The sequence below is a fragment of the Saliphagus sp. GCM10025334 genome (assembly GCF_042663485.1).
In the GTDB taxonomy this organism is placed as follows: domain Archaea; phylum Halobacteriota; class Halobacteria; order Halobacteriales; family Natrialbaceae; genus Natronosalvus.
Window position 1 is genome coordinate 591,962 of the sequence record NZ_JBHTAF010000001.1, and the last position, 19,092, is coordinate 611,053.

Consider the following 19,092-nt stretch of genomic DNA (forward strand, 5'->3'; position numbering starts at 1 on the left):
GGCGAGACGATTCGTTTCGAAGGAGCCTCGTGAAAACCGGTAGTTCATCGATTACAAACTGTCCATCTCGTGGAGGTGTACTCACTCTGGGGGCGATCCCCCGGGAGACTACGATGACAGACGAACGATCCATCACGAGACGGGACAGCCTCAAACGAATCGCCGCCTCCGGCGCGCTCCTCGGTGGCACCGGCTTTGCCACCGGAACTGTGAGCGCAGGCGAGGGGATGGCCGACAACATCAGGCTCGTGGCCAGTTGCTACGAGGAAGACCGATCGAAGTTCCGCGTCGACAACCACAACAAGAAGACGGTGAAAGTCACCTGGGACGTCTACGGAACCGACCAGTCCGGCTCGCTCAAAGTGTCCGGCAAGGACTCGGCGTACTTCTGGGTCGACGCCGACCACGGCGACGCGACGGTCAGGCTCTTCTACGACAGCGAGCAGATCGACGTCAAACACGCCAACGACCAGAAGGTGTGCGCGCCTGAAGACCCGAAGGAAGCGATCGACCTCGAGCCCGCGTGTTACATCGACGAGCGCGTCTACAACGGCGAGAACGACGTCTCGGTCGATCCCGACGGGACCTGCGACGAGGCGACGTACTGCTTCACGCTCACGGTCGGTGACGACGCCGATGGAAACTCGCTGAACGAGATCGAGGCCGACTTCTGTGGAAGCGGCGTCGACATATCGAACGTCGGCGACGAGGACGTGTCGGTCGAGCTCAATGGTGACGACGTGACCGACGACCTGGACGAGGTCGACGATGACGACGACGGTGAGACGCTCACCCTCGAGTTCGATGGCGATTGCGACCTCGAAGAGGGCGACGAAATTCGGGTCTGCCTCGACGACGTTAAGAACCCGGCCGAAGCGGGCGTATACACCGCGCGGTTCACGCTGAACGACGAGGAGTCGTCCGTCAGCGCGTTCACGATCGGCGACGTCGACGACGGCTCGAAAGGGAAGAAAAAGAAGAAGGGCGATCACTTCCCCGGAATGGCGAAGTTCTGCGTCCACAACCAATTCTACGAGGACGTCGAGGTCGTCTGGCGCAGCACCTACATGCACCAGGCGGGCCTCCTGACGATCCCCGCACGCGGCACGCGATGCTTCTGGGCCGACCTCGACAAGAAGGGGAAGGCACACGTCAAACTGCTCTACGACGACGAGCAGGTCGACGAAGCCGATGTCAACACGGACGAACGCTGCACGCCGAACCCGCACAAGATCCGGTTCCGGGCGGTCTGCCACGAGAACGGTCGCGCACGCTTCCGCGTGTTCAACTACAATCAGCAGACAGTGCCCGTGTCCTGGTCGGTCGACGACGATGACGATGACGACGACTGCGAGTACGACGGCTCCGGTTACGTCTCCGCGATGGACTCGCTGGATTTCTGGGTCGACGTCGACGACGATGACGACGACGTGACCCTCTCGTACCTCGGCGAGGAACTCGACACCGACGAGGTCGCCGAGAAGGTCTGTGGCCCCGAAAACCCCAAAGAGGCCATCGACCTCGACGGGCTCTGCTACCGGCCCGGGAAGGGCAAGAAGCCGGGGAAGGCCAGGTTCGCCATCCACAACTGCTACGACTACAAGGTCCGGGTGACCTGGAAGAGCGCCTACACCAAAGAGGCCGACACGATCAAACTCGACGTCGGCGAGACCCACTACTTCTGGGTCGACCTCGACAAGAAGGGGAAGGCGATGGTCAACCTCTACTTCAACAACAAGAAGATCGACGAGGCCGACGCCGACACCGACACGCTGTGTGAGGAGTACGACGACGACTGAGTCGACACGAACGCCGACCGTTCCACGCTCCTGTTATTTTTTCGTCGTCGATTCGACGCGTTAGTTGTGAGCCTCGAGCCACGAGTCGTACGACTCCTCGTTCGGACTGAACCGCTCGAGACTGACGAGGGGAATGTCGAGAACGCGGGTGCGGTTCGACGCGACCGTCGGCCAGAAAATCGCGGCGTTGAAACGACTGGCTCACCCAGGCTCGAGTATGACTGGCGACGAGGACCACGACCCCAACCATGACCACGACAACAACGGTCGCGATTCGGAACACGAGGCCGACCACTACGAGCCCGAACGAGAGACGTTCGCCCACGACCCCGTCGGCCACGCCGAGGTCCGTTCCGGGATGTCCGTCGACGACCTCGCGAGCCAGTACGGACGTGCGGGCGTCGGCGCCGCGAACCTCCACGAGGCAATTGACGTCACGAGTGCCATGTTCGACGACGACGTCACCGTCTTCTTCGGCCTCGCGGGCGCGATGGTGCCGACGGGGATGCGCAAAATCGTCTCCGACCTCGTTCGCGACGGGTACGTCGACGCCCTGGTGACGACCGGGGCGAACCTCACCCACGACTCGATCGAGGCCATCGGCGGCAAACACCACCACGGCGCCGTCCACACGGAGGGGAAAACCGAACGCGAGCACGACGAAAGCCTTCGCGAGGAGGGCGTCGACCGAATCTACAACGTCTACCTCCCCCAGGAACACTTCGCGGAGTTCGAGGGCCACCTCCGGGAGGAGGTGTTCCCCGTCCTCGAGTCCGAGTGCGAAGACGAGGGGTCGGTCTCGATCGAACGGCTGACCCGCGAGCTGGGGCGGGCGAACGCGGACGTGAACGAGCGAAACGGCATCGATGAGGATTCCGGTCTCGCGGCGGCGGCTTACGAGAACGACGTGCCGATCTACTGTCCCGCGGTCCAGGATTCGGTGCTGGGACTCCAGGCCTGGATGTACTCCCAGACGACTGCCTTTTCACTCGACGCGCTGGGGGACATGACCGGCCTGACCGACCTCGCGTTCGAGGCGGACGAGGCCGGCGCGTTCGTCGTCGGCGGCGGCGTGCCGAAGAACTTCACGCTTCAGACGATGCTAGTCACCCCGCGAGCCTACGACTATGCCGTCCAGTTGACGATGGACCCGCCCCAGACCGGCGGGCTCTCGGGGGCGACCCTCGACGAAGCTCGGTCGTGGGGGAAACTCGAGCCAGAGGCTCAAAATGTGTCGGTGTACGCTGACGCGACCATTACGCTGCCGCTGGTCGTGGCGGCGGCGCGCGATCGCGTCGAGTAACGCGCCTCGATACCGAGTGACAGGCAATTCCCGGACGAGGCAATATTGGTGTTCGAGCCGTGGAGCGTGGGGGCCGAGTGGTCAGGTAGGGATTTACGAACCACGAAGGCCGGTCAGCGTCGATCCTCGGGGATGAAATCGGCCGTCTTCATCTCCCGGTAGGTCGAGCAGTCCGGGCACGCGTGGACGTCGTCTCGGTTGTCGCCGAACACGCGGGCGAACTGCCTGGTCACCCGGTTGCCACAGTTCAGGCACTCGGGTGTAGTCGTGGTCGCCGCCTCTCGAGACGCCATCGGGGTCCACTGCGTTGGTTCAGTCGACATCAACAGCCTCTTTCGACGTTAGGGTATTTACTATAGGTCGCCTAACGAATGAAATCGGCTGCAAGGGTTTCAAAACGCCGTGCAAGTCTCGAATGGGACAGTGTCCCGAAATCCGGACAATCAGCCGACGATGGACGTGTAATGGATCGTTATTCATACGTAATACGAAATTAGTAGCGGGATAGACGGCCGCCAGTCGATCGAGTGGTGTCCGCCGTTTTCGGGGCGAACGGGCGCGAAGGAACCCGATACGGCCAGTTGCAACTCTCGGGAAAACGGATGCGAACCGTTCACCCAATCGTGCTCGCTCGGGCGGTGGTTCGATCTCGACGCCGAACCGAAGCGCTCGACGGAACGTCCTCGCACCTCCTTCGCTGGACGGCGGTCTCGACAGCCGGTCACGCTCCCGTCGGGTGATCGTATAACCCGTATAGTTATCCGTGAATTCGTATAACCCGTAGGTACTGATGAAAGCCGTGATTCTCGCTGCTGGAGAGGGGACCCGGATTCGTCCGCTCTCGGGCGAGTTGCCGAAACCGATGCTCCCCGTTGCCGATCGCCCGCTACTCGGCCACACCGTCGATACCGCCATCGACGCCGGAGCCGACGAAATCGTTCTGGTAATCGGGTACGAGGCCGATGCAGTTCGCTCGCACTTCGGCACGGAGTACCGTTCGACGCCCATCCGCTACGCCGTCCAGGAGTCCCAGGAGGGAACCGCCCACGCCGTCAACGCGGCGCGCGATCACCTCGAGGGTCCTTTCGCCGTCCTCAACGGGGACAACCTCTACGATCAGGCGGCCATCGACGAACTATTCACTCGCTGTCCTGCCGTGTGTGCGATCGAAGTCGAGGAACCCCAGCACTACGGCGTGCTCAGCACCGACGACGAGCGCGTCACGGACATCGTCGAAAAGCCGGAGAACCCGCCCACCAACCTCGCCAACGCCGGGGCTTACGCATTCCCCGCCGAGGCGAAAGCATGGCTCGAGGTCCCCGAGAGCGAGCGCGGCGAGTACGAGATCACGGACGTGCTTGCGACCGTAATCGACGAGTTCGACGTCACGCCCGTGGTCGTCGACCGCTGGCTCGACGTCGGCCGCCCGTGGGAACTGCTCGAAGCTAACGAGTGGAAACTCGGCGAACTCGAGCCCCGGATCGAGGGCGAGGTGAGCGAGGACGCCACACTCGAGGGACCGGTCGTGGTTGAGGAGGGCGCAGAGGTCCGCGCCGGCGTCGTGATCGAGGGGCCGGTACTGATCCGCGAGGGGGCAACTGTGGGTCCGAACGCCTACGTTCGTGGCTCGACGCTCGTCGGCGAGGGCGCGAAAATCGGCCACGCCGTCGAAGTGAAAAACAGCGTCCTCTCGGCGGGAGCGACCGTGGGTCACCTCTCGTACGTGGGCGACAGCGTTCTCGGGGAGAACGTGAACTTCGGTGCCGGAACGAACGTCGCGAACTTACGCCACGACGGCGAGGACGTCCGATTCACCGTGAAAGGCGAGCGCGTCTCGACCGGTCGCCGGAAGTTCGGCGTGGTCGCGGGCGACGAGGTCAAAACGGGCATCAACACCAGTCTGACGCCGGGGTTGAAGCTCTCTGCGGGGGCGACAAGCTATCCTGGAGAGACCGTCGACCGGGACCGATAGCTACCGGGGCGCTCAGATTCTGTATCCCGCCGTAGCGACCGAACCGACGCACCTCGAGTCCGACGCTAACCGACGGGTGCGTCTCTGTGTTTCTCTCTCGAGTGTCTCGTTATATGATACCACGAGCCACCGATACGTTATACCGCTGGAGTTCGTAGTGATGGTGTGAGCGAAGAACACCAACGACGCAATTTGCGGATGCCCAACGACGACGAAGTGTTCGCCGTGGTCACCGAACACCTCGGCGGCAACCACGTCCGACTCCAGTGTGAGGACGGCAAGAGCCGTCTCGGCCGTATTCCCGGCCGCATGAAGTACCGGACCTGGATCAACGAGGACGACATCGTCGTCGCCGAACCCTGGGACTGGCAGGACGAGAAGGCGACGATCGAGTGGCGCTACACCGGCCAGGACGCCGACCAGCTGCGCCGCGAAGGGCACATCGACTGAGTGTTTTCGCTGACGGTACTCGCTGGCTCACCTCGAGAGCGGTGTCTCTGTCGTCGATAGCTGCGCGGCGTTCGATGACTTGGAAATCAGCCGTCCATAACGGACAGAAGTGATTGCTATCGTTTTTATAGTATACCAGTGATTCGACGAGACTACCTCGTCGGTCGACGAACCTGAAAGCGCTCTTTGAGCTAGACGAAGACACTTGCCCCGCCACCGGATGGTTCCCAACATGACACGAGCGACGCGTCGGGCGGTTTTACTCGGGCTGGGGACGATTTCGCTGGCCGGCTGTCTGATCGATAGCGACGACAAACCCGGGGACGGAACCGGCGTATACGATCCAGGAACCGGTGGGAACGAGACGACGGATGGCCAGAACGGCAGTGAATCCGGCGGCGAAAATACCGACTCTCTCGAGGACCTGGCTCCGGTTTGGACGTACGAGGTAGGCACGTGGCTCGACACTGCGGTCGACGGCGTCGTTTACGGGCGAGAAGACTTTATGCACGGAAGCGGTGGCTTCGTCGCCCTCGAGGCCGAAACTGGAGACCGTCTATGGGCCTACGGTGAGGCGAACGGGTACTCTTCGTTCACTCGTCCGCTCGTCGACGACGGTCTCTACGCTGGCTACGGTGACGACGCGATCGGAAGCGGCAGTGGCCGACTCCACGCGCTCGATCTCGACGGCACTGAACGCTGGACGCTCGATACCGGAAGCGTCTATCACCAGCCCCGCCTGTGGAACGGGACGATCTACGTCGGGAGCGACGACGGAAACGTGTGGGCCGTCGACGCCGAGAGCGGAGACACCGTCTGGTCGAAATCCGTCGATGGGGAGGACGATCACCCGGTCGATCCTCGCGTCGAGGCCGTCGCGGATGGTGTCGTCTACGTCACGAAATACGGCGAGTTCCTGGCCTTCGAGGCCGACACTGGCGACAAACGGTGGCACCACGACCTCGGTGATGACCGAGTGCGGACGTTTCACCTCGCTGACGACGGTGACGGAACCACCGAGCCGGAATCGATCTACTACAGCACCTACGACGCCGCGGGACGACTCACGGACGGCGAATCCGACTGGACGACGGCACTCGAGAGTGCAGTCGCAGTCCACGCGCTCGAGGACGATTCCCTGATCGTGACGTTCGGCTACGCGATAGGCGTACTCGACCCCACGGATGGAAACCTCCGGTGGTCGATCGAACGAGAAGAGAAGGGTTCCCTCGCCCTGACCGCAGACGGCATACTCCTCGCCACGGACGAAAACGAGGTTTGTCTCCAAAGCCTCGACGGGAGCGAGCGATGGACGACGCCGATCGAGAACGAGATCGAGCGGCTGTACCCTGCCCAGGATGCGCTGTACGTCGTGACCGAAACTGGACTCGTTCGACTGACTCGAGCGGGCGAAATCGAGGCTACTGCGTCGATTCCCGACATCAGGAGCCTGGTCGTCGACGACCTCGTGATCGTCGGCGCGCGAGAGAAAACTTACGGACTCGAGCGGAGTCTCGAGTAATCGTGGCGTAATAGCAAACGCAAGGACGCGAGGAACGAACCGGCTACTCGACCGTGACGCTCTTCGCGAGGTTCCGGGGCTTGTCGATCGGTCGCCCCAACGCGTTCGCCGCGTGGTAGGACACCAGCTGGAGCTGGACGTTCGCGAGCAGGCCCGCCAGGTCCGGATCGACGTCCGGAATCTCGAGGTGGGCGTCCGCGACGTTCAATGCACGGTGGCCGTCGGGACACACCGCGATCACCGGCGCGCCCCGCGTCTGGGCCTCCTCGGCGTTGTTCAGTACTTTCTCGTCCTCCTCACCGGTGAAGATCGCGAACACCGGCGTCTCCTGGGTGACGAGCGCCAGCGGGCCGTGTTTGAGTTCGCCCGAGGCGAATCCCTCGGCGTGCTCGTAGGTGATCTCCTTGAACTTCAGCGCACCCTCGAGCGCGACCGGGAACCCGAGACCGCGACCGATGAAGAAGAACGACTGGCTGTCGAGGTACGTTTCGGCGAGCCCCCTCGAATCGTCGTCCTCGAGGACCGACTCGATCGTCTCCGGGAGCGCCGAGACGTCCTCGAGCAGCGCCTCCAGGTTCGCCCGCTGTTCGCCGACGACGTCGCCGGTCACCCGCTGGGCGAGCAACAGGAGCATGACGGCCTGCGAGGAGAACGTCTTCGTTGCGGCAACGCCGATTTCGGGGCCGGCGCGGATGAGGAGCGTGTCGTCGGCCAGTCGCGCGGCCGTCGAGCCGACCACGTTCGTCACGGTCAGCAGTCGGGCGCCGTCGGCCGCCGCCTGGCGCATCGCCGAGAGAGTGTCCGCGGTCTCGCCGCTCTGGGTGACGGCGATCACGAGCGTGTCCTCGTCTACGGGGGGAGCACTTACCCCGTACTCGTTGGCGAGGTGAGCGCTCGTCTGGACGCCGGCACAGTTCATCGCGATCGATCCGTAGAGGGCGGCGTGATAGGACGTGCCGCAGGCGACGAACTGCACGCGCTCGATTCCCTCGAACGTTCCCGGGGGGAACGACTCGAGGGCGACGTCGCCGGCCTCGTGGTCGATCCGGCCCTCGATGGCCTGGCTGAGCGAGGTGCCCTGCTCGTAAATCTCCTTGAGCATGAAGTGGTCGTACTCGCCCTTGCCGGCCTGTTCGGGGTCCCAGTTCACCGTCTCGGCCTCGCGTTCGATGTCGTTGCCCTCGAGGTCCGTGAACTCGATGCCGTCGGGGCGGACGACGACCACGTCGCCGTCTTCGAGGTAGACGACGCTGTCGGTGTACTCGAGGAACGCGGGGACGTCGCTGGCGAGGAAATAGCCCTCCTCGTCGAGGCCGACGACCAGCGGCGAGCCCTGCCGGGCGGCGTAGATGACGTGATCGTCGGCGACCATCGCGGCCACCGCGTAGCTGCCCTCGAGGTCCTCGATGGCCTGCCGGAACGCCGCCTCGGCAGAGGCGCCCTCGTCGAAGTACGACTGGATGAGGTGCGGGATGACCTCGGTGTCGGTGTCGCTGGTGAACTCGTGGCCCGCGGCTTCGAGGTCGGCTTTCAGTTCGGCGTAGTTCTCGATGATGCCGTTGTGGACGACGGCGACGTCCTGAGTCGAATCGGTGTGGGGATGGGCGTTCTCGTCGGTCGGCGGCCCGTGGGTGGACCAGCGGGTGTGGCCGATGCCGACCTCGCCGTGGAGGGCGTCGCTGTCGATCGTGCGCTTCAGGTCGTCGACTTTCCCGGAGCGCTTCTGGACCTTGATTCCGGAGCCGTTCTGGACGGCAACGCCCGCGGAGTCGTAGCCGCGATACTCGAGATTCTCGAGGCCGGTCAGCAGGGTATCGATCGCCTGGTCGGTTCCCACGCGTCCGATGATGCCACACATCAGTGGCTCACCTCGTCGACCGCAGGAGTCTGCCGGGTGCGAGGGAGAGATGCGGAGCGGTTTCGGGGGGAGCCGCCACGGGTCGCTCGGACCGTCAAACGATGCACTGTCATAGCACTACAGAGCGCCGCTCGACCCATTACTATAGATCCACTAACGCGGTCGATAGTCACCACGTACTCTCTCCACCGGCTGATACGTCGCGAACCGGCCTCGAGCCCCTCGAAATTGCCGTCTTTCGACGCAGATCGAATTATTTCACGAGATGGGAGAGAATTCCGCCCGCGCAGACGGTCCTTTCCATCGGTATGTTCACCCATCGCGTCTCCGGAAACAGTTTTGAACCGATTACACGATCGAAAACAGCGTCTATAACACAGTCTATAATCGCGACCCGACTAGTTCGGATCGAGCCCTAGAGCGACGACTCACACAGCTCGGTCACTGCCCGGCGGAGCCGCTGGGAGACGGCGGATTTCGAGATCCCTAGCGTCTCGGCGAGTTCGTCCTGTGAGATGCCGCGCGGAACGTCGAAGTACCCCTCCTCGTAGGCGACGCTCAGAAGTTCTTCCTGTTTCTCGGTCAGTCCAATCGCGGTCGTCTCGTTCGCTTCCGCCAGGCGCAAGTGGTTGACGTGAAACGAGATTCCTCGCCGGCGACACGACTGGTTGAACGCCAGTAAGCTATCGCGGTCAGGAAAGCGCGTTCGAAGCACCCAGCCCGTCTGTCCGCTCGAGAGGTCGAGGACGCGGCCGCCGGCTTCGACGACCTGGCTCGTGAATCGGACCGCTCGGTCGGTAACCGTGGCTCGATACACCCGTCTTCGCGGGTACCGTTCGACCAGCGTCGGATTCGAGACCGTAGTATCGCGCGCGAGCGCAGATTCGAGTTCGTCGAAAGGAGCGGCCTCGGCGACGAAGAAGATCACCGTGGTGCCGTCTTCGAGCTCGCTCGAGTACTCCAGCTCGACGCGACCGCTGGAGAGCCGGCGAAGCGTCGGTCGGAGAATCAGTTCGTCGTGATCGAGTTCGAGTTCGGCGACGATACCGCCGTCGGCCTGAGATCGAAGGGGAACCGAATCGGCGTCGAGTGGATTGGTGCTCATCGACGGACCACCCCGCGCGAAGCGTGAGTCGGGTAATCGCCGCTTATCGCAGACAGATACATCAAGCGTGCATTTCGCCCCGAGTCACTTGGTGGTAGACGCTAAATGGTGAAACGGGCGATTAACGAGGCGCTAAACTGATTCATCCATCGATTCGACGGACAGTCACGATGCGGTGAGTAATTCGGAATTTCCGGCCTCGATAGGCGTGCCAGCGACGAGATGACGGCCCGTAATGTCGGGTTAGTCCCGCGATCGCTCGAGCCACCCCGTCTCGAACAGGAGTTCGTACACCTTTCGCTCGGCGATACGCAAGTGTCGCGTGAACGTCGGCTGGGACACGTCGAGCAGGTCGGCGACCTCGCCGCCCGTGTGCTCGCGCGGGGACGCGAAGTAACCCGCGTAGTACGCGATCCTGAGCGTCTCGAGCTGGCGCTCGGTCAGCTGCTCTCTGATACGGTCCTCGAACGAGCCGGACGGACGGTCCCCGGACGAGACGACCCGTTTCGAGCGGAGTTCGACGCCAGGCTCCCAGCGTTCGAGTCGGTCGACGAACGACCGTATGCTGGTTCCGGGCGCGAGATCCACGACGAACGTCGGTTGCCGCTCGCGTCCGTCTATCGTGCGGAGATCTCCCCCATGTGCGCCTACCAGTCCAACGAGCGTCTCGCCGACGAGGCGCGCCTCGACGTGGAGACGGGCGCCTCGTTCGCTCGATACGTCGAGCGCCTCGAGCCCTTCGATTCCGTCGGCGGTCGAGCGAACGGTCGCCGCCTCGAGGTCGTCGTCTACAATCGAGCACACGACGGACGTCCCGCTCGGCCCCTCCGAGAGCGCCAGCAGGTCGATTCGGCACCGACAGTGTGTGGCGAGGGCGACGAGGGGATCACTCGAGGGGTGCCGTTCCGACGGGCCTTCCGGCGCAGTCCGAGGACGGTCCGCCCCGTCGTCGACCGACGGGAGCGTGAACGAGAGTTCGAGTCGGTCCTCGGCGGTCAGGAACCGCCGGTACTCGCCGACGGCGAAGGCGAGCGAGAGGTGCGTTCGGAGGGTCTCGAGTCGCTCGAGCAGGTCGGCGGTCGCGGCGGCTGCCGGGACAGAGAGCGCCAGCACGCCGTATCGCCGGTCGTCGAACGACAGCGGGAGATAGACGGAGTCGCCGGCCCAGTCGTCGGGGCGGCCTGATCGACCACGACGGTCGGTTCGTCCCACCGTCCCCGGCGTGTTCCGGTCGGCGGCGGGGACGTGGCTCACCGACCCCGATTCGATCGCCGCCGAGAGCGAGTCGACGTCTTCTACGAAGCCGTCGGTTCCGATCGGCGAACTCGCGGTCAACGACCCAGCGCTTGCTCGCTCGGTGAGGCTCTCGGCAGCCGGATCGACGTCACCGAACCAGGCGCCGTCGACCCACTCGAGCGCCGCTAGGTCGGCGCAGAGCACCGACTCGGTGGCCCGACGATCCGAGGCGTCGGCCAGTGTAGACTCGAGCCCCTGGACGACCGCCTCGAGCTCACCCAGTCGGTCGCGATCCGCTTCGAGGCGGTCGACCGTCTCCTCCAGCGCCTCGAGCGCGCGCCGGCGGTCCATCGCCTCGAGTTCGGTCGCGGCCAGTGCCGTCATCCAGTAGGTCGCCTCGACGTCCGTCGAATCGAGCGTCCGCAGGCCGAGTCCCGTGGCGACGACGACCCCGCGGTCACCGACCGGGGCGACGAACACCTGATCGGTCGCCACCACCCCCGTTGCGAGCAGCGGGTCGAACCCTCCCGACTCGAGATAGCCGAGCGACGGTCCCGACAGCCGCCGCGGGTCGAGCGCCGGGACGTCCGCACAGTCGAGGGTCGGAAAGTGTATCGTCGGATCCGCGTCGGTCGGCGCGACGGCCGCCGGATAGAGTCGCTCACCGTCGAGCAGGTAACAGCAGGCGGCCGACGACGGGGTGAGCCCGAGGACGCCGTCGGCGAGGTGCTGGCTCACTACCGACGGCGAACTCGCCGACCGGAGCGCGCGACTCGTCCGGGAGAGGACGGAGACGATGGCGTCGTCCGCCGACGGCGGACGGTCGCCGAGTACGCAGAACGCCGCTCGGTCCTCAGCCAGCGACACGACGGTCGCCGAGACGGTTCGGTCGCCGTCTCCCGTTCGGATGGTCGCCTCGAAAGTGTCCGCGCGCCGTACCGTCGAGTCGCCCGCTCGACGTCGGATTCTGTCCAGCGTCCGCTCGTCGACCAGTGAGTCGAGTGCCCCGGCGAGCACGTCCGTCGCACCCAGCAGCTCCCGTGCGACCGGGTTCGCCTCGAGCGTTCGCTCCGTCTCCCGGTCGAAGACGACGACGCCGATTCGGAGCGACGCCGTCACCGCCTCGAGTGCTCGAGTCGTCTCGACGGCCGGGCCCGAGTCGTCGTCCGGTGACGCCTCGTCGCGATCGGTCGACGCACCCACGGCGATGGCCAGCACGCCCGATTCCGTAGGTGCGGCGACCCACTCGAGCGTCGATCCTTCCTCGTCCGGTGGCCCCTCCCCGGCGAGGGAGAGCGACGTCCGAAACCGAACCGACGACCCGCTCTCTCGAGCCTCCCGAAGGCGGTCGAGAATCGCCTCGTGACGGTCCGTCGGCAGCACCTCCTGGATCGGGGTCCGGGCCGTGGGACCGTCGACGAAGAGGACGCTGGCTTCGTCGGACGCCGCGACGACCCGCCACCCCTCGTCGACGGCGAACGCCGGACGCTCGAGCGCGCCGACCCAGGCTTCGACGTCGGTCGAGTCGGGTTCCGGCGCGGGGCCGACGGTCAGAACGAGGCCGTCGTCGGGTACTGGGTCGCCGCCTCTCACCGTCGCGACGTGCGTTCGCCACGTGCCATCGGCGTGGCGCAGTTGAACGACTTGCGGCCCAGTCGGGGCGTCTCTCGCCTCGACTCCCCCCTCGTCCGCCATCTCGTCCCCCGCTTCGTCCGCCGATGATTTCCGTGCCACCTCGAGCGCGCGCCGGATCGACTGTCGATCGTCGTCGTGGACGACGTCCTCGACGGGTCGACCAACGAGTTCACCCGGCGTGTAGCCCAGCACGGCTTCGACGGAGGGCAGGGCGGACTCGACGGTGCCCGTCGAGTCGACGACGAGAGCCGCCCCGGGTCCGTTCTCGAGGGCGGCCCGTTCGAGCACCGTTCGGGTCTGGTCGGAGGCGGACGGTGACGCATTCAATAGTGTTTCCACGCGTGCGCGAGCCTCTGCTCGCGAGGCGTCCGGGTCGAGCACGTCCGTCGCCCCGGCCTCGAGCGCCGCCTCGGCGTCGATGCTGGCCGCGAGCGCCAGGAACGGGCAGTCGGCGCGCTCGCGAACGCGTTTCAAATCGGCCGGCGGGAGGTCGAACGGGTACACCAGACAGCCCGTCTGCGCCATCTCGAGGTACTCGAGGGCCGTCCCGAGGTCGGTCACCCGGTGAACGGCCCCCACGCCGAGGGCGTCCTCGAGCGTTCGCGCCGTCTCACCGACGCTATCGGCCGGGTCGATCACGAGGACTGGCGGCGTACCGCGAGACTCGAGGCCGGCGCGCTCGCTCACCGGAGTCACCTCCGACGCGGTGGCGTCTGCGAGTCGTCTGGCCGCCCGGTCTCGTCAGTCACTGTCGAACACGACCGGCCTGAGACGATTAAGTAGCCCCACCGTATCGACCGGTAGCGAGCGATTGCGTTTACGGCGTCGGTCTCGAAACCGCTCACAGCACCTCGAGAATCACGATCGCGAGGTAGAGCTGTCCGAGACCGGCGACGATCATGACTGCGCCGGCGAGGCGCTCGATCGTTCCCGTGTGCGCCGCGATCCACCCCGCCCCGGCGACGAGTCCCATCCCCGTCGCAACGGTGAGTGAGATCATGAGCCCGGTGACGCTCCCTACGTACGCGATGAGGACGAGCGCGCCAGCGCCCGCCGGTAACGAGAGCGCGCTGGTCAGGACGCCGACGAACAGCGGCGCGACGCAACCGGCCGCCGCGAGCGCGTACCCGGCGCCGAAGACGCCGAACCCGAGGACGCTCGAACGGCGTTTCGGAAGCGCGAAAGACATCGAGGGCGCCCGTCCGGCGACGACCAGAAGCCCGAACACGATCAGCAACGCGCCGACGATCGGTTCGAACAGGGTAATGTTCGAGAGCGTCTCGTGGCCGACCACGAACGTCGCCCCGAGGAGGACGAGAAACGTGGCGATGACGCCGGCACCGGCGACGACACCGCGAGCGAGCGAACCCCCGAGCGTTGGCTCTGCGTCCTCGGTTCGGCTCGCGTAGTACCCGACGTACCCCGGGAGCAACGGGTACGCACACGGGGAGAAGAAGGTCGCGATCCCGGCGCCGATGGCGAACGCGACCGTCGACACGAAGGCGAGATCGACCATCGATCAGATCGCGTGCTCGATACCGGCGACCAGTTCGTCAGCCGACTTGATGCCGCCCTCGGACCACTGCACGAAGCCGTATTCGTCGACGGCGACCGCGTACGGGTAGCCCTGGAGCCCGTAGCGTTCGGCGAGTTCGACGGTTCGGTCGACGCCGACCGTCCAGTTGCCGTCGTGTTCGGCCCACCAGTCGGCGAGTTCGGCCTCCGTGATCGAGGCGCCGGTCGACGACCCGACGTTCTCGTTGGTCACCGAGACGAACAGCACCTCGTCGCCCAGACGCTCGTGGGCCTCGACGAGTGCGGGCATCTGCTTGATACACGGGCCACACCACGTCCCGAAGAAGTCGATGAACGTCGGCTGCTCGAGCGAGGGGAGGGCGATGGTCCCGGCCTCGCTCCCCTGGGCGTCGACCGTCTCGACCTCGAGTTGGTCGGCCTCGTCACCGAAGCGACGCCGGAAGCGAGACTGCAGGCTCGAGACGTCGGTCGTGGCGACGACGCCGCCGGTGGCGAGGACGCCGAGACTGCCGAGTCCTGCGAGGAGGTCGCGCCGGCGCATGTTACTGTCCAACGACCGTGCGTACGTCCTCGAGGACCTTCGAGGTGTCGACCGTGGTCCCGCGCGGATAGGAGCGCTCGACGACGCCGTGTTCGTTGACGAGGAAGATCAGGGCGATATGGGTAAACGTGTATGCGCCGTGGTCGTGATCGTCGTGGCCGTTCCCCCCGCTCTGGTCGTCGCTGTCGTTTTCGTGATCTCCACGGTCGTTGCCGTCGGTTCCGTCTCCCTCCGTCCCGTCGTCGGTTCGCTCGATCTTCATTCCGAACTTCTCGTCGATCGTCGCCTGTGCCGTCTCGTTGTCTTCGGGGCGAAGAAAGTGCCAGTTGCCGACCTCGAGGTCGACGCCCTGCTGACCCGCGTACTCCTCGAGTACCTCCGGCGTGTCCCGTTCCGGATCGAACGTGAGCGCCAGCAGGTCCAGATCGTCGACGTAGCCGTTCTCGACCGCGTCGGCCTGTGCGCGCCGCAGCCGCAGTAGCAGGGTCGGGCAGACCCCGTCGGGACAGGACGTGAAGAAGAACGTCAGTAGATAGGATTTTTCGCCCTTGAGGTCGCTCGAGGAGACGGTTTCTCCAGTTAGGGGGTCCGGGAAGGAAAACGACGGCATCTCCTGGCCGTAGATCGGGTGGACTGGATCGCCCCTGTCCTCGGTCGGCGTCTCGAGGACGGTCTGGCCGTCGCCCCAGTTTCCGCGGCCGGGTTCGGGCTCGTCCTCGCCAAGCACGCTCTCGATCGAGCCGAGACACCCCGCAACCCCGGCGAGACCCGCCGTCGAGAGACCGCCGAGATACGTCCGTCTGTCCATACTCGAATCCTGGAACCGGTCGATCAAAGGCTCGTTGGTTCGGCAATCGGCGAACCGACAGCGGTTTTGGCGCCTCGATCCTCGATTCGAGTATGACCGCCTCTCGGCGAGACGCGCTCCGCTCCGCCGCCATCGCCGGTTCGCTCGGACTCGCCGGCTGCCTCGAGCGCCTCGGCTTCGAGGAGCAGTCGGCCTGGAACACCCCGCCGCTGCTCGAGGATCGCCCCGACGCCGTCTACGTGCCCCCTGCCGAGGAGGAGATGGCCACGTACGGCCAGGCGACGGCGGGCGACTACTCCGTCTCGCTCACCTACACGTTCCCCCACCGGTTCTGGCTCGTCTCCGGCGAGCGCCAGCGCGTCGACGTCCAGACTGAGGACACCCACCACCTGATGATGACCGTCTGGGACGACGCGACAGGCGTCGTTCTCCCCGCCGACCTGGGCCTCGAGATCGTCGACGCCGACGGCGACCTCGTCCACGGCGACGCCCCCTGGTCGATGCTCGCTCAGCGAATGGGATTTCACTACGGCGACAACGTCACGCTCCCCGAGGAGGGATCGTACACGGCCCGCATCCAGGTCGGGCCGGTCACGACCCGCCGAACCGGCGACCTCGAGGGGCGACTCGAGTCGGCCGAGACGGTCGAGATTCCGTTCGAGTACGCCCGCGCGGACGTACGCGAACTCGAACTGATCTCGGTTCCCGAGGACGAACAGGGGACGCGGGGGGCGCTCGAGGTGATGAGCCACGGGGGCGGGAACGGGCACGGGGGCGAGCACGACGAAACTGGGTCGGGCGACCACGGACACGGAAACGGCGCCGCACCCGCGTTCACCGGGCCCGCCGTCTCGGACCTCCCCGGAACCCGCCTCGGCACCGAACGGAGCGGTGACGCCGCCATCACCGCCATCGAGACCGACCTCGAGCGGCTGTCCGACGACGCGGACGCGGACGCAGACACGTACCTCGCCGTCTGTCCACGCACGCCGTACAACGACATCCCCCTTCCCTTCACGTCGCTGTCAGTCACCTTCGAGGCCGACGGGGAGACGCTGCTCGAGGAATCGTTGGTCGAAACGCTCGATCACGAGTTCGGTCACCATTACGGGCTGGCGACAGACGACCTGGACGCGGCCGAGCGCGTGACCGTCTCGGTCGACACCGCGCCACAGGTCGCTCGACACGACGGGTACGAGACCGCGTTCTTCGACTTCGAGCCGGTTTCGTTCGATCGGTAAGGCACGCTTCCGAACGGTTTCAGCGAGTTCGATCCCGGCTAGGCGGCCGCTGACCGGGCTTATGACTCGTATAACAAAAACGACCGATACGGTACGTGGCAGGTATGTCTCAATCTGAACGCCCACGAGTAACGGTCGGCTGTCCCGCCTGTAGCGAGTCCGTTCGCGCGGCCGTCCCCGGCGGACCGGGGATCAGGAAACCCGGGCACGACCTCGAGGCGAGCGACGAGGAACACCGTCTCAGCGGTACGGAGACGACGTGTCACAACTGCGGTCACACCGTCGAGTTGTACTATTACTAGGTTTCGGGGAGGGGGTTCGGATTCTCACGATCCGACCGCTAGCCAATCGAAATCGACCGCGGGGTACAACGGGGGGTTTCGATACTGTTCGAGCCAGGTAATGGCGAGTCGAACGCCGAGAGCGCCTCGAGCCGGCCTCGACAATGAGTATAGAATCTATAGCAAAGACGGCGGACCGTTCGTTTCGTGTCCGGTCGAACCCACACGTTTTTGCGACCTGAACGCCCCTCATCGGACGTGCAAATCGAGAACAGCTTTCTCCCCGTTCGCGGCGTGGGCGAGACCACCGAGCGTCGCCTCTGGGAGCACGGCATCACCCACTGGGACGAGTTCGACGGCAGCGTCGTCGGTTCGACCGTCGCCGACCGCATCGAGATCTTCATCGACGACGGTCGACGCCACCTCGAGGCCGGCGACGTCTCGCCGTTCGCCGAGGCGCTCCCGGCGGCGAGTCGCTGGCGGTTCTTCGAGAACGTTCGCGACGACGTCTGCTACCTCGACATCGAGACGACAGGCCTCGACGCCAGTCGTCACGACGTGACGACGGTGAGCGTCCACCGTCGTGGCGAAACCCGGACGTACGTCAACGGCCAGGACCTCACGCGGGACCGCCTCCAGAGCGAGTTCGACGACGCCGCGGCACTCGTCACGTTCAACGGGCAGCGCTTCGACGTCCCGTTCCTCGAGACGGCGTTCGACGTCGACGCCTCGGTGCCCCACATCGACCTCATGTACCCCTGTCGAAAACTCGACCTGACCGGCGGGCTCAAACGGATCGAACGGGATCTGGGCATCGACCGCGACCAACCCGACATCAGCGGTCGCGACGCGGTTCGCCTCTGGCACCAGTACGAACGTGGCGACGAGGACGCCCTCGAGACGCTCGTGCGGTACAACCGGGCCGACACCGCGAACCTCGAGCCGCTGATGGAGACGGTGGCCGAACGCCTCCACGAGTCGGTCTTCGAACCCGTCTGTGGACGCAGCCTCGAGTAGCCGTTTGCGGACGCGAGTTCGAATAACTGTTTCCGGATGCAAGCTCGAATAGCCGTCCATGGTCGATGCGGACAACACTACGTCGCTCTGGGCGCTGCTATGAGGTGTATGGGCAGAGACGACCGTAAACGCGAACGCGTCAATCGAGAATAGTGACTTCGCCGTCGCTCTCGACGACCATCTCGTACCCACAGAACGTGAACGTTACTTCGCCGGGGCTCCGCGGGGTGCCATCTTCGCGCGGTGCAAATAGGGAGTCGAGCGCTTCTGGATTCAGAACGTCGTAGAGAGCATCGTACTCGGGAGGTTCGATTTCGACAGGGTCGACACCCTCTTCTCTGGCAACGGCTTCGACGATGCGGAAACTAAGAGGAATTCCTTCGTTCATGCTCGATCGGTCGGCTGACAGTAGCATTGGCGGATGCTTTACACGGTTGGATATAAAACCTGTGGCCTCAAGCCCCTCTTGCTGCACATTTCTATACACCAATGATATATAATGGTCATTACTAATCAATTTGGGAATCTATTTTATTATAAAATTAGTACTGTCAGCGTAGTCTGAACGAGTTCAATGGGGAACTCGAGAGTGTAATCACGCATTGAACGTCTGGATTCTATGAAACAGTCGGTCAATTGGCCGAACGTCACAGGTGGTTACAATTTTTACCGGGTTTCTCGCTATCAACCACGTGATAGAGTGACACGCACAACGACTGTTCGACAGCAGGTAAACACGGGCTGTTCCTGCACTCGTACGAACCGCTCGAGGTGGGCGTGTACAGCTC

Annotated in this window: 16 protein-coding genes; 8 read left to right on the forward strand and 8 right to left on the reverse strand. The window is 64.7% G+C overall.

Annotation, left to right across the window (positions count from 1 at the left end):
• Positions 1-113 precede the first annotated feature (113 nt).
• Positions 114-1,799, forward strand: coding sequence for a hypothetical protein (locus tag ACFQO4_RS02635; RefSeq protein WP_500259451.1), 1,686 nt, complete (start codon positions 114-116; stop codon positions 1,797-1,799).
• Between the two features lie 217 nt (positions 1,800-2,016).
• Positions 2,017-3,102, forward strand: a complete 1,086-nt coding sequence (locus tag ACFQO4_RS02640) for a deoxyhypusine synthase (protein ID WP_500259452.1) — start codon at positions 2,017-2,019, stop codon at positions 3,100-3,102.
• 113 nt (positions 3,103-3,215) lie between these two features.
• Here the strand turns inward: ACFQO4_RS02640 and ACFQO4_RS02645 are convergent, their stop codons facing one another.
• On the reverse strand, positions 3,216-3,425 hold the full coding sequence (locus ACFQO4_RS02645) for a DUF7563 family protein (protein ID WP_253434122.1): 210 nt from the start codon (positions 3,423-3,425) through the stop codon (positions 3,216-3,218).
• A gap of 467 nt (positions 3,426-3,892) precedes the next feature.
• Between ACFQO4_RS02645 and glmU the strand changes: the two genes are divergently transcribed.
• The 3 genes from glmU to ACFQO4_RS02660 all read left to right on the forward strand — a co-directional run bounded on the left by glmU (position 3,893) and on the right by ACFQO4_RS02660 (position 7,046).
• Entirely contained in the window at positions 3,893-5,074 is a 1,182-nt protein-coding gene (gene glmU, locus ACFQO4_RS02650; protein WP_500259453.1) for a bifunctional sugar-1-phosphate nucleotidylyltransferase/acetyltransferase, read from the forward strand.
• A gap of 165 nt (positions 5,075-5,239) precedes the next feature.
• Complete coding sequence (locus ACFQO4_RS02655; RefSeq protein ID WP_256548189.1) at positions 5,240-5,524, forward strand: translation initiation factor eIF-1A; 285 nt, start codon at positions 5,240-5,242, stop codon at positions 5,522-5,524.
• A 232-nt stretch (positions 5,525-5,756) separates the two neighbouring features.
• Complete coding sequence (locus tag ACFQO4_RS02660; RefSeq protein WP_500259454.1) at positions 5,757-7,046, forward strand: PQQ-like beta-propeller repeat protein; 1,290 nt, start codon at positions 5,757-5,759, stop codon at positions 7,044-7,046.
• Between the two features lie 43 nt (positions 7,047-7,089).
• Here the strand turns inward: ACFQO4_RS02660 and glmS are convergent, their stop codons facing one another.
• The 6 genes from glmS to ACFQO4_RS02690 all read right to left on the reverse strand — a co-directional run bounded on the left by glmS (position 7,090) and on the right by ACFQO4_RS02690 (position 15,765).
• Positions 7,090-8,904, reverse strand: coding sequence for a glutamine--fructose-6-phosphate transaminase (isomerizing) (gene glmS / locus ACFQO4_RS02665; protein WP_500259455.1), 1,815 nt, complete (start codon positions 8,902-8,904; stop codon positions 7,090-7,092).
• 415 nt (positions 8,905-9,319) lie between these two features.
• Positions 9,320-10,009, reverse strand: a complete 690-nt coding sequence (locus ACFQO4_RS02670) for a helix-turn-helix domain-containing protein (protein ID WP_500259456.1) — start codon at positions 10,007-10,009, stop codon at positions 9,320-9,322.
• Positions 10,010-10,252: 243 nt separating this feature from the next.
• Entirely contained in the window at positions 10,253-13,567 is a 3,315-nt protein-coding gene (locus ACFQO4_RS02675) for a bacterio-opsin activator domain-containing protein (protein ID WP_500259457.1), read from the reverse strand.
• A 154-nt stretch (positions 13,568-13,721) separates the two neighbouring features.
• Entirely contained in the window at positions 13,722-14,396 is a 675-nt protein-coding gene (locus tag ACFQO4_RS02680) for a cytochrome c biogenesis CcdA family protein (protein ID WP_500259458.1), read from the reverse strand.
• A gap of 3 nt (positions 14,397-14,399) precedes the next feature.
• Complete coding sequence (locus tag ACFQO4_RS02685) at positions 14,400-14,957, reverse strand: TlpA family protein disulfide reductase (RefSeq protein ID WP_500259459.1); 558 nt, start codon at positions 14,955-14,957, stop codon at positions 14,400-14,402.
• Position 14,958: 1 nt separating this feature from the next.
• Positions 14,959-15,765 carry an SCO family protein gene (locus tag ACFQO4_RS02690; protein WP_500259460.1) on the reverse strand — a complete coding sequence of 269 codons (807 nt, stop codon included), beginning with the start codon at positions 15,763-15,765 and terminating at the stop codon, positions 14,959-14,961.
• Positions 15,766-15,857: 92 nt separating this feature from the next.
• On the opposite strand from ACFQO4_RS02690, the gene ACFQO4_RS02695 reads away from it, so the two are divergent.
• The 3 genes from ACFQO4_RS02695 (at position 15,858) to ACFQO4_RS02705 (ending at position 18,304) form a co-directional block, all read left to right on the forward strand.
• A complete protein-coding gene (locus ACFQO4_RS02695) occupies positions 15,858-17,006 on the forward strand; it encodes a DUF7350 domain-containing protein (protein WP_500259461.1) in 1,149 nt (382 codons plus the stop codon).
• A gap of 104 nt (positions 17,007-17,110) precedes the next feature.
• The gene (locus ACFQO4_RS02700) at positions 17,111-17,308 is read left to right on the forward strand and encodes a hypothetical protein (RefSeq protein ID WP_497903128.1); all 198 of its coding nucleotides are present in this window, start codon (positions 17,111-17,113) and stop codon (positions 17,306-17,308) included.
• A gap of 237 nt (positions 17,309-17,545) precedes the next feature.
• Positions 17,546-18,304: a ribonuclease H-like domain-containing protein gene (locus tag ACFQO4_RS02705; protein WP_500259462.1), complete on the forward strand. Its 759-nt coding sequence runs from the start codon at positions 17,546-17,548 to the stop codon at positions 18,302-18,304.
• 139 nt (positions 18,305-18,443) lie between these two features.
• On the opposite strand, the gene ddfA is transcribed toward ACFQO4_RS02705, so the two are convergent.
• Positions 18,444-18,719: a DdfA family disk-determining factor gene (ddfA, locus tag ACFQO4_RS02710; RefSeq protein WP_500260445.1), complete on the reverse strand. Its 276-nt coding sequence runs from the start codon at positions 18,717-18,719 to the stop codon at positions 18,444-18,446.
• Positions 18,720-19,092 lie beyond the last annotated feature (373 nt).

Excerpts from the sequence above, each read along its gene's own strand:
- ACFQO4_RS02635 (WP_500259451.1), top strand. The coding sequence starts at position 114 with ATGACAGACGAACGATCCATCACGAGACGGGACAGCCTCAAACGAATC.
- ACFQO4_RS02640 (WP_500259452.1), top strand. The coding sequence starts at position 2,017 with ATGACTGGCGACGAGGACCACGACCCCAACCATGACCACGACAACAAC.
- ACFQO4_RS02645 (WP_253434122.1), bottom strand. The coding sequence starts at position 3,425 with ATGTCGACTGAACCAACGCAGTGGACCCCGATGGCGTCTCGAGAGGCG.
- glmU (WP_500259453.1), top strand. The coding sequence starts at position 3,893 with ATGAAAGCCGTGATTCTCGCTGCTGGAGAGGGGACCCGGATTCGTCCG.
- ACFQO4_RS02660 (WP_500259454.1), top strand. The coding sequence starts at position 5,757 with ATGACACGAGCGACGCGTCGGGCGGTTTTACTCGGGCTGGGGACGATT.
- glmS (WP_500259455.1), bottom strand. The coding sequence starts at position 8,904 with ATGTGTGGCATCATCGGACGCGTGGGAACCGACCAGGCGATCGATACC.
- ACFQO4_RS02670 (WP_500259456.1), bottom strand. The coding sequence starts at position 10,009 with ATGAGCACCAATCCACTCGACGCCGATTCGGTTCCCCTTCGATCTCAG.
- ACFQO4_RS02680 (WP_500259458.1), bottom strand. The coding sequence starts at position 14,396 with ATGGTCGATCTCGCCTTCGTGTCGACGGTCGCGTTCGCCATCGGCGCC.
- ACFQO4_RS02685 (WP_500259459.1), bottom strand. The coding sequence starts at position 14,957 with ATGCGCCGGCGCGACCTCCTCGCAGGACTCGGCAGTCTCGGCGTCCTC.
- ACFQO4_RS02690 (WP_500259460.1), bottom strand. The coding sequence starts at position 15,765 with ATGGACAGACGGACGTATCTCGGCGGTCTCTCGACGGCGGGTCTCGCC.
- ACFQO4_RS02695 (WP_500259461.1), top strand. The coding sequence starts at position 15,858 with ATGACCGCCTCTCGGCGAGACGCGCTCCGCTCCGCCGCCATCGCCGGT.
- ACFQO4_RS02700 (WP_497903128.1), top strand. The coding sequence starts at position 17,111 with ATGTCTCAATCTGAACGCCCACGAGTAACGGTCGGCTGTCCCGCCTGT.
- ddfA (WP_500260445.1), bottom strand. The coding sequence starts at position 18,719 with ATGCTACTGTCAGCCGACCGATCGAGCATGAACGAAGGAATTCCTCTT.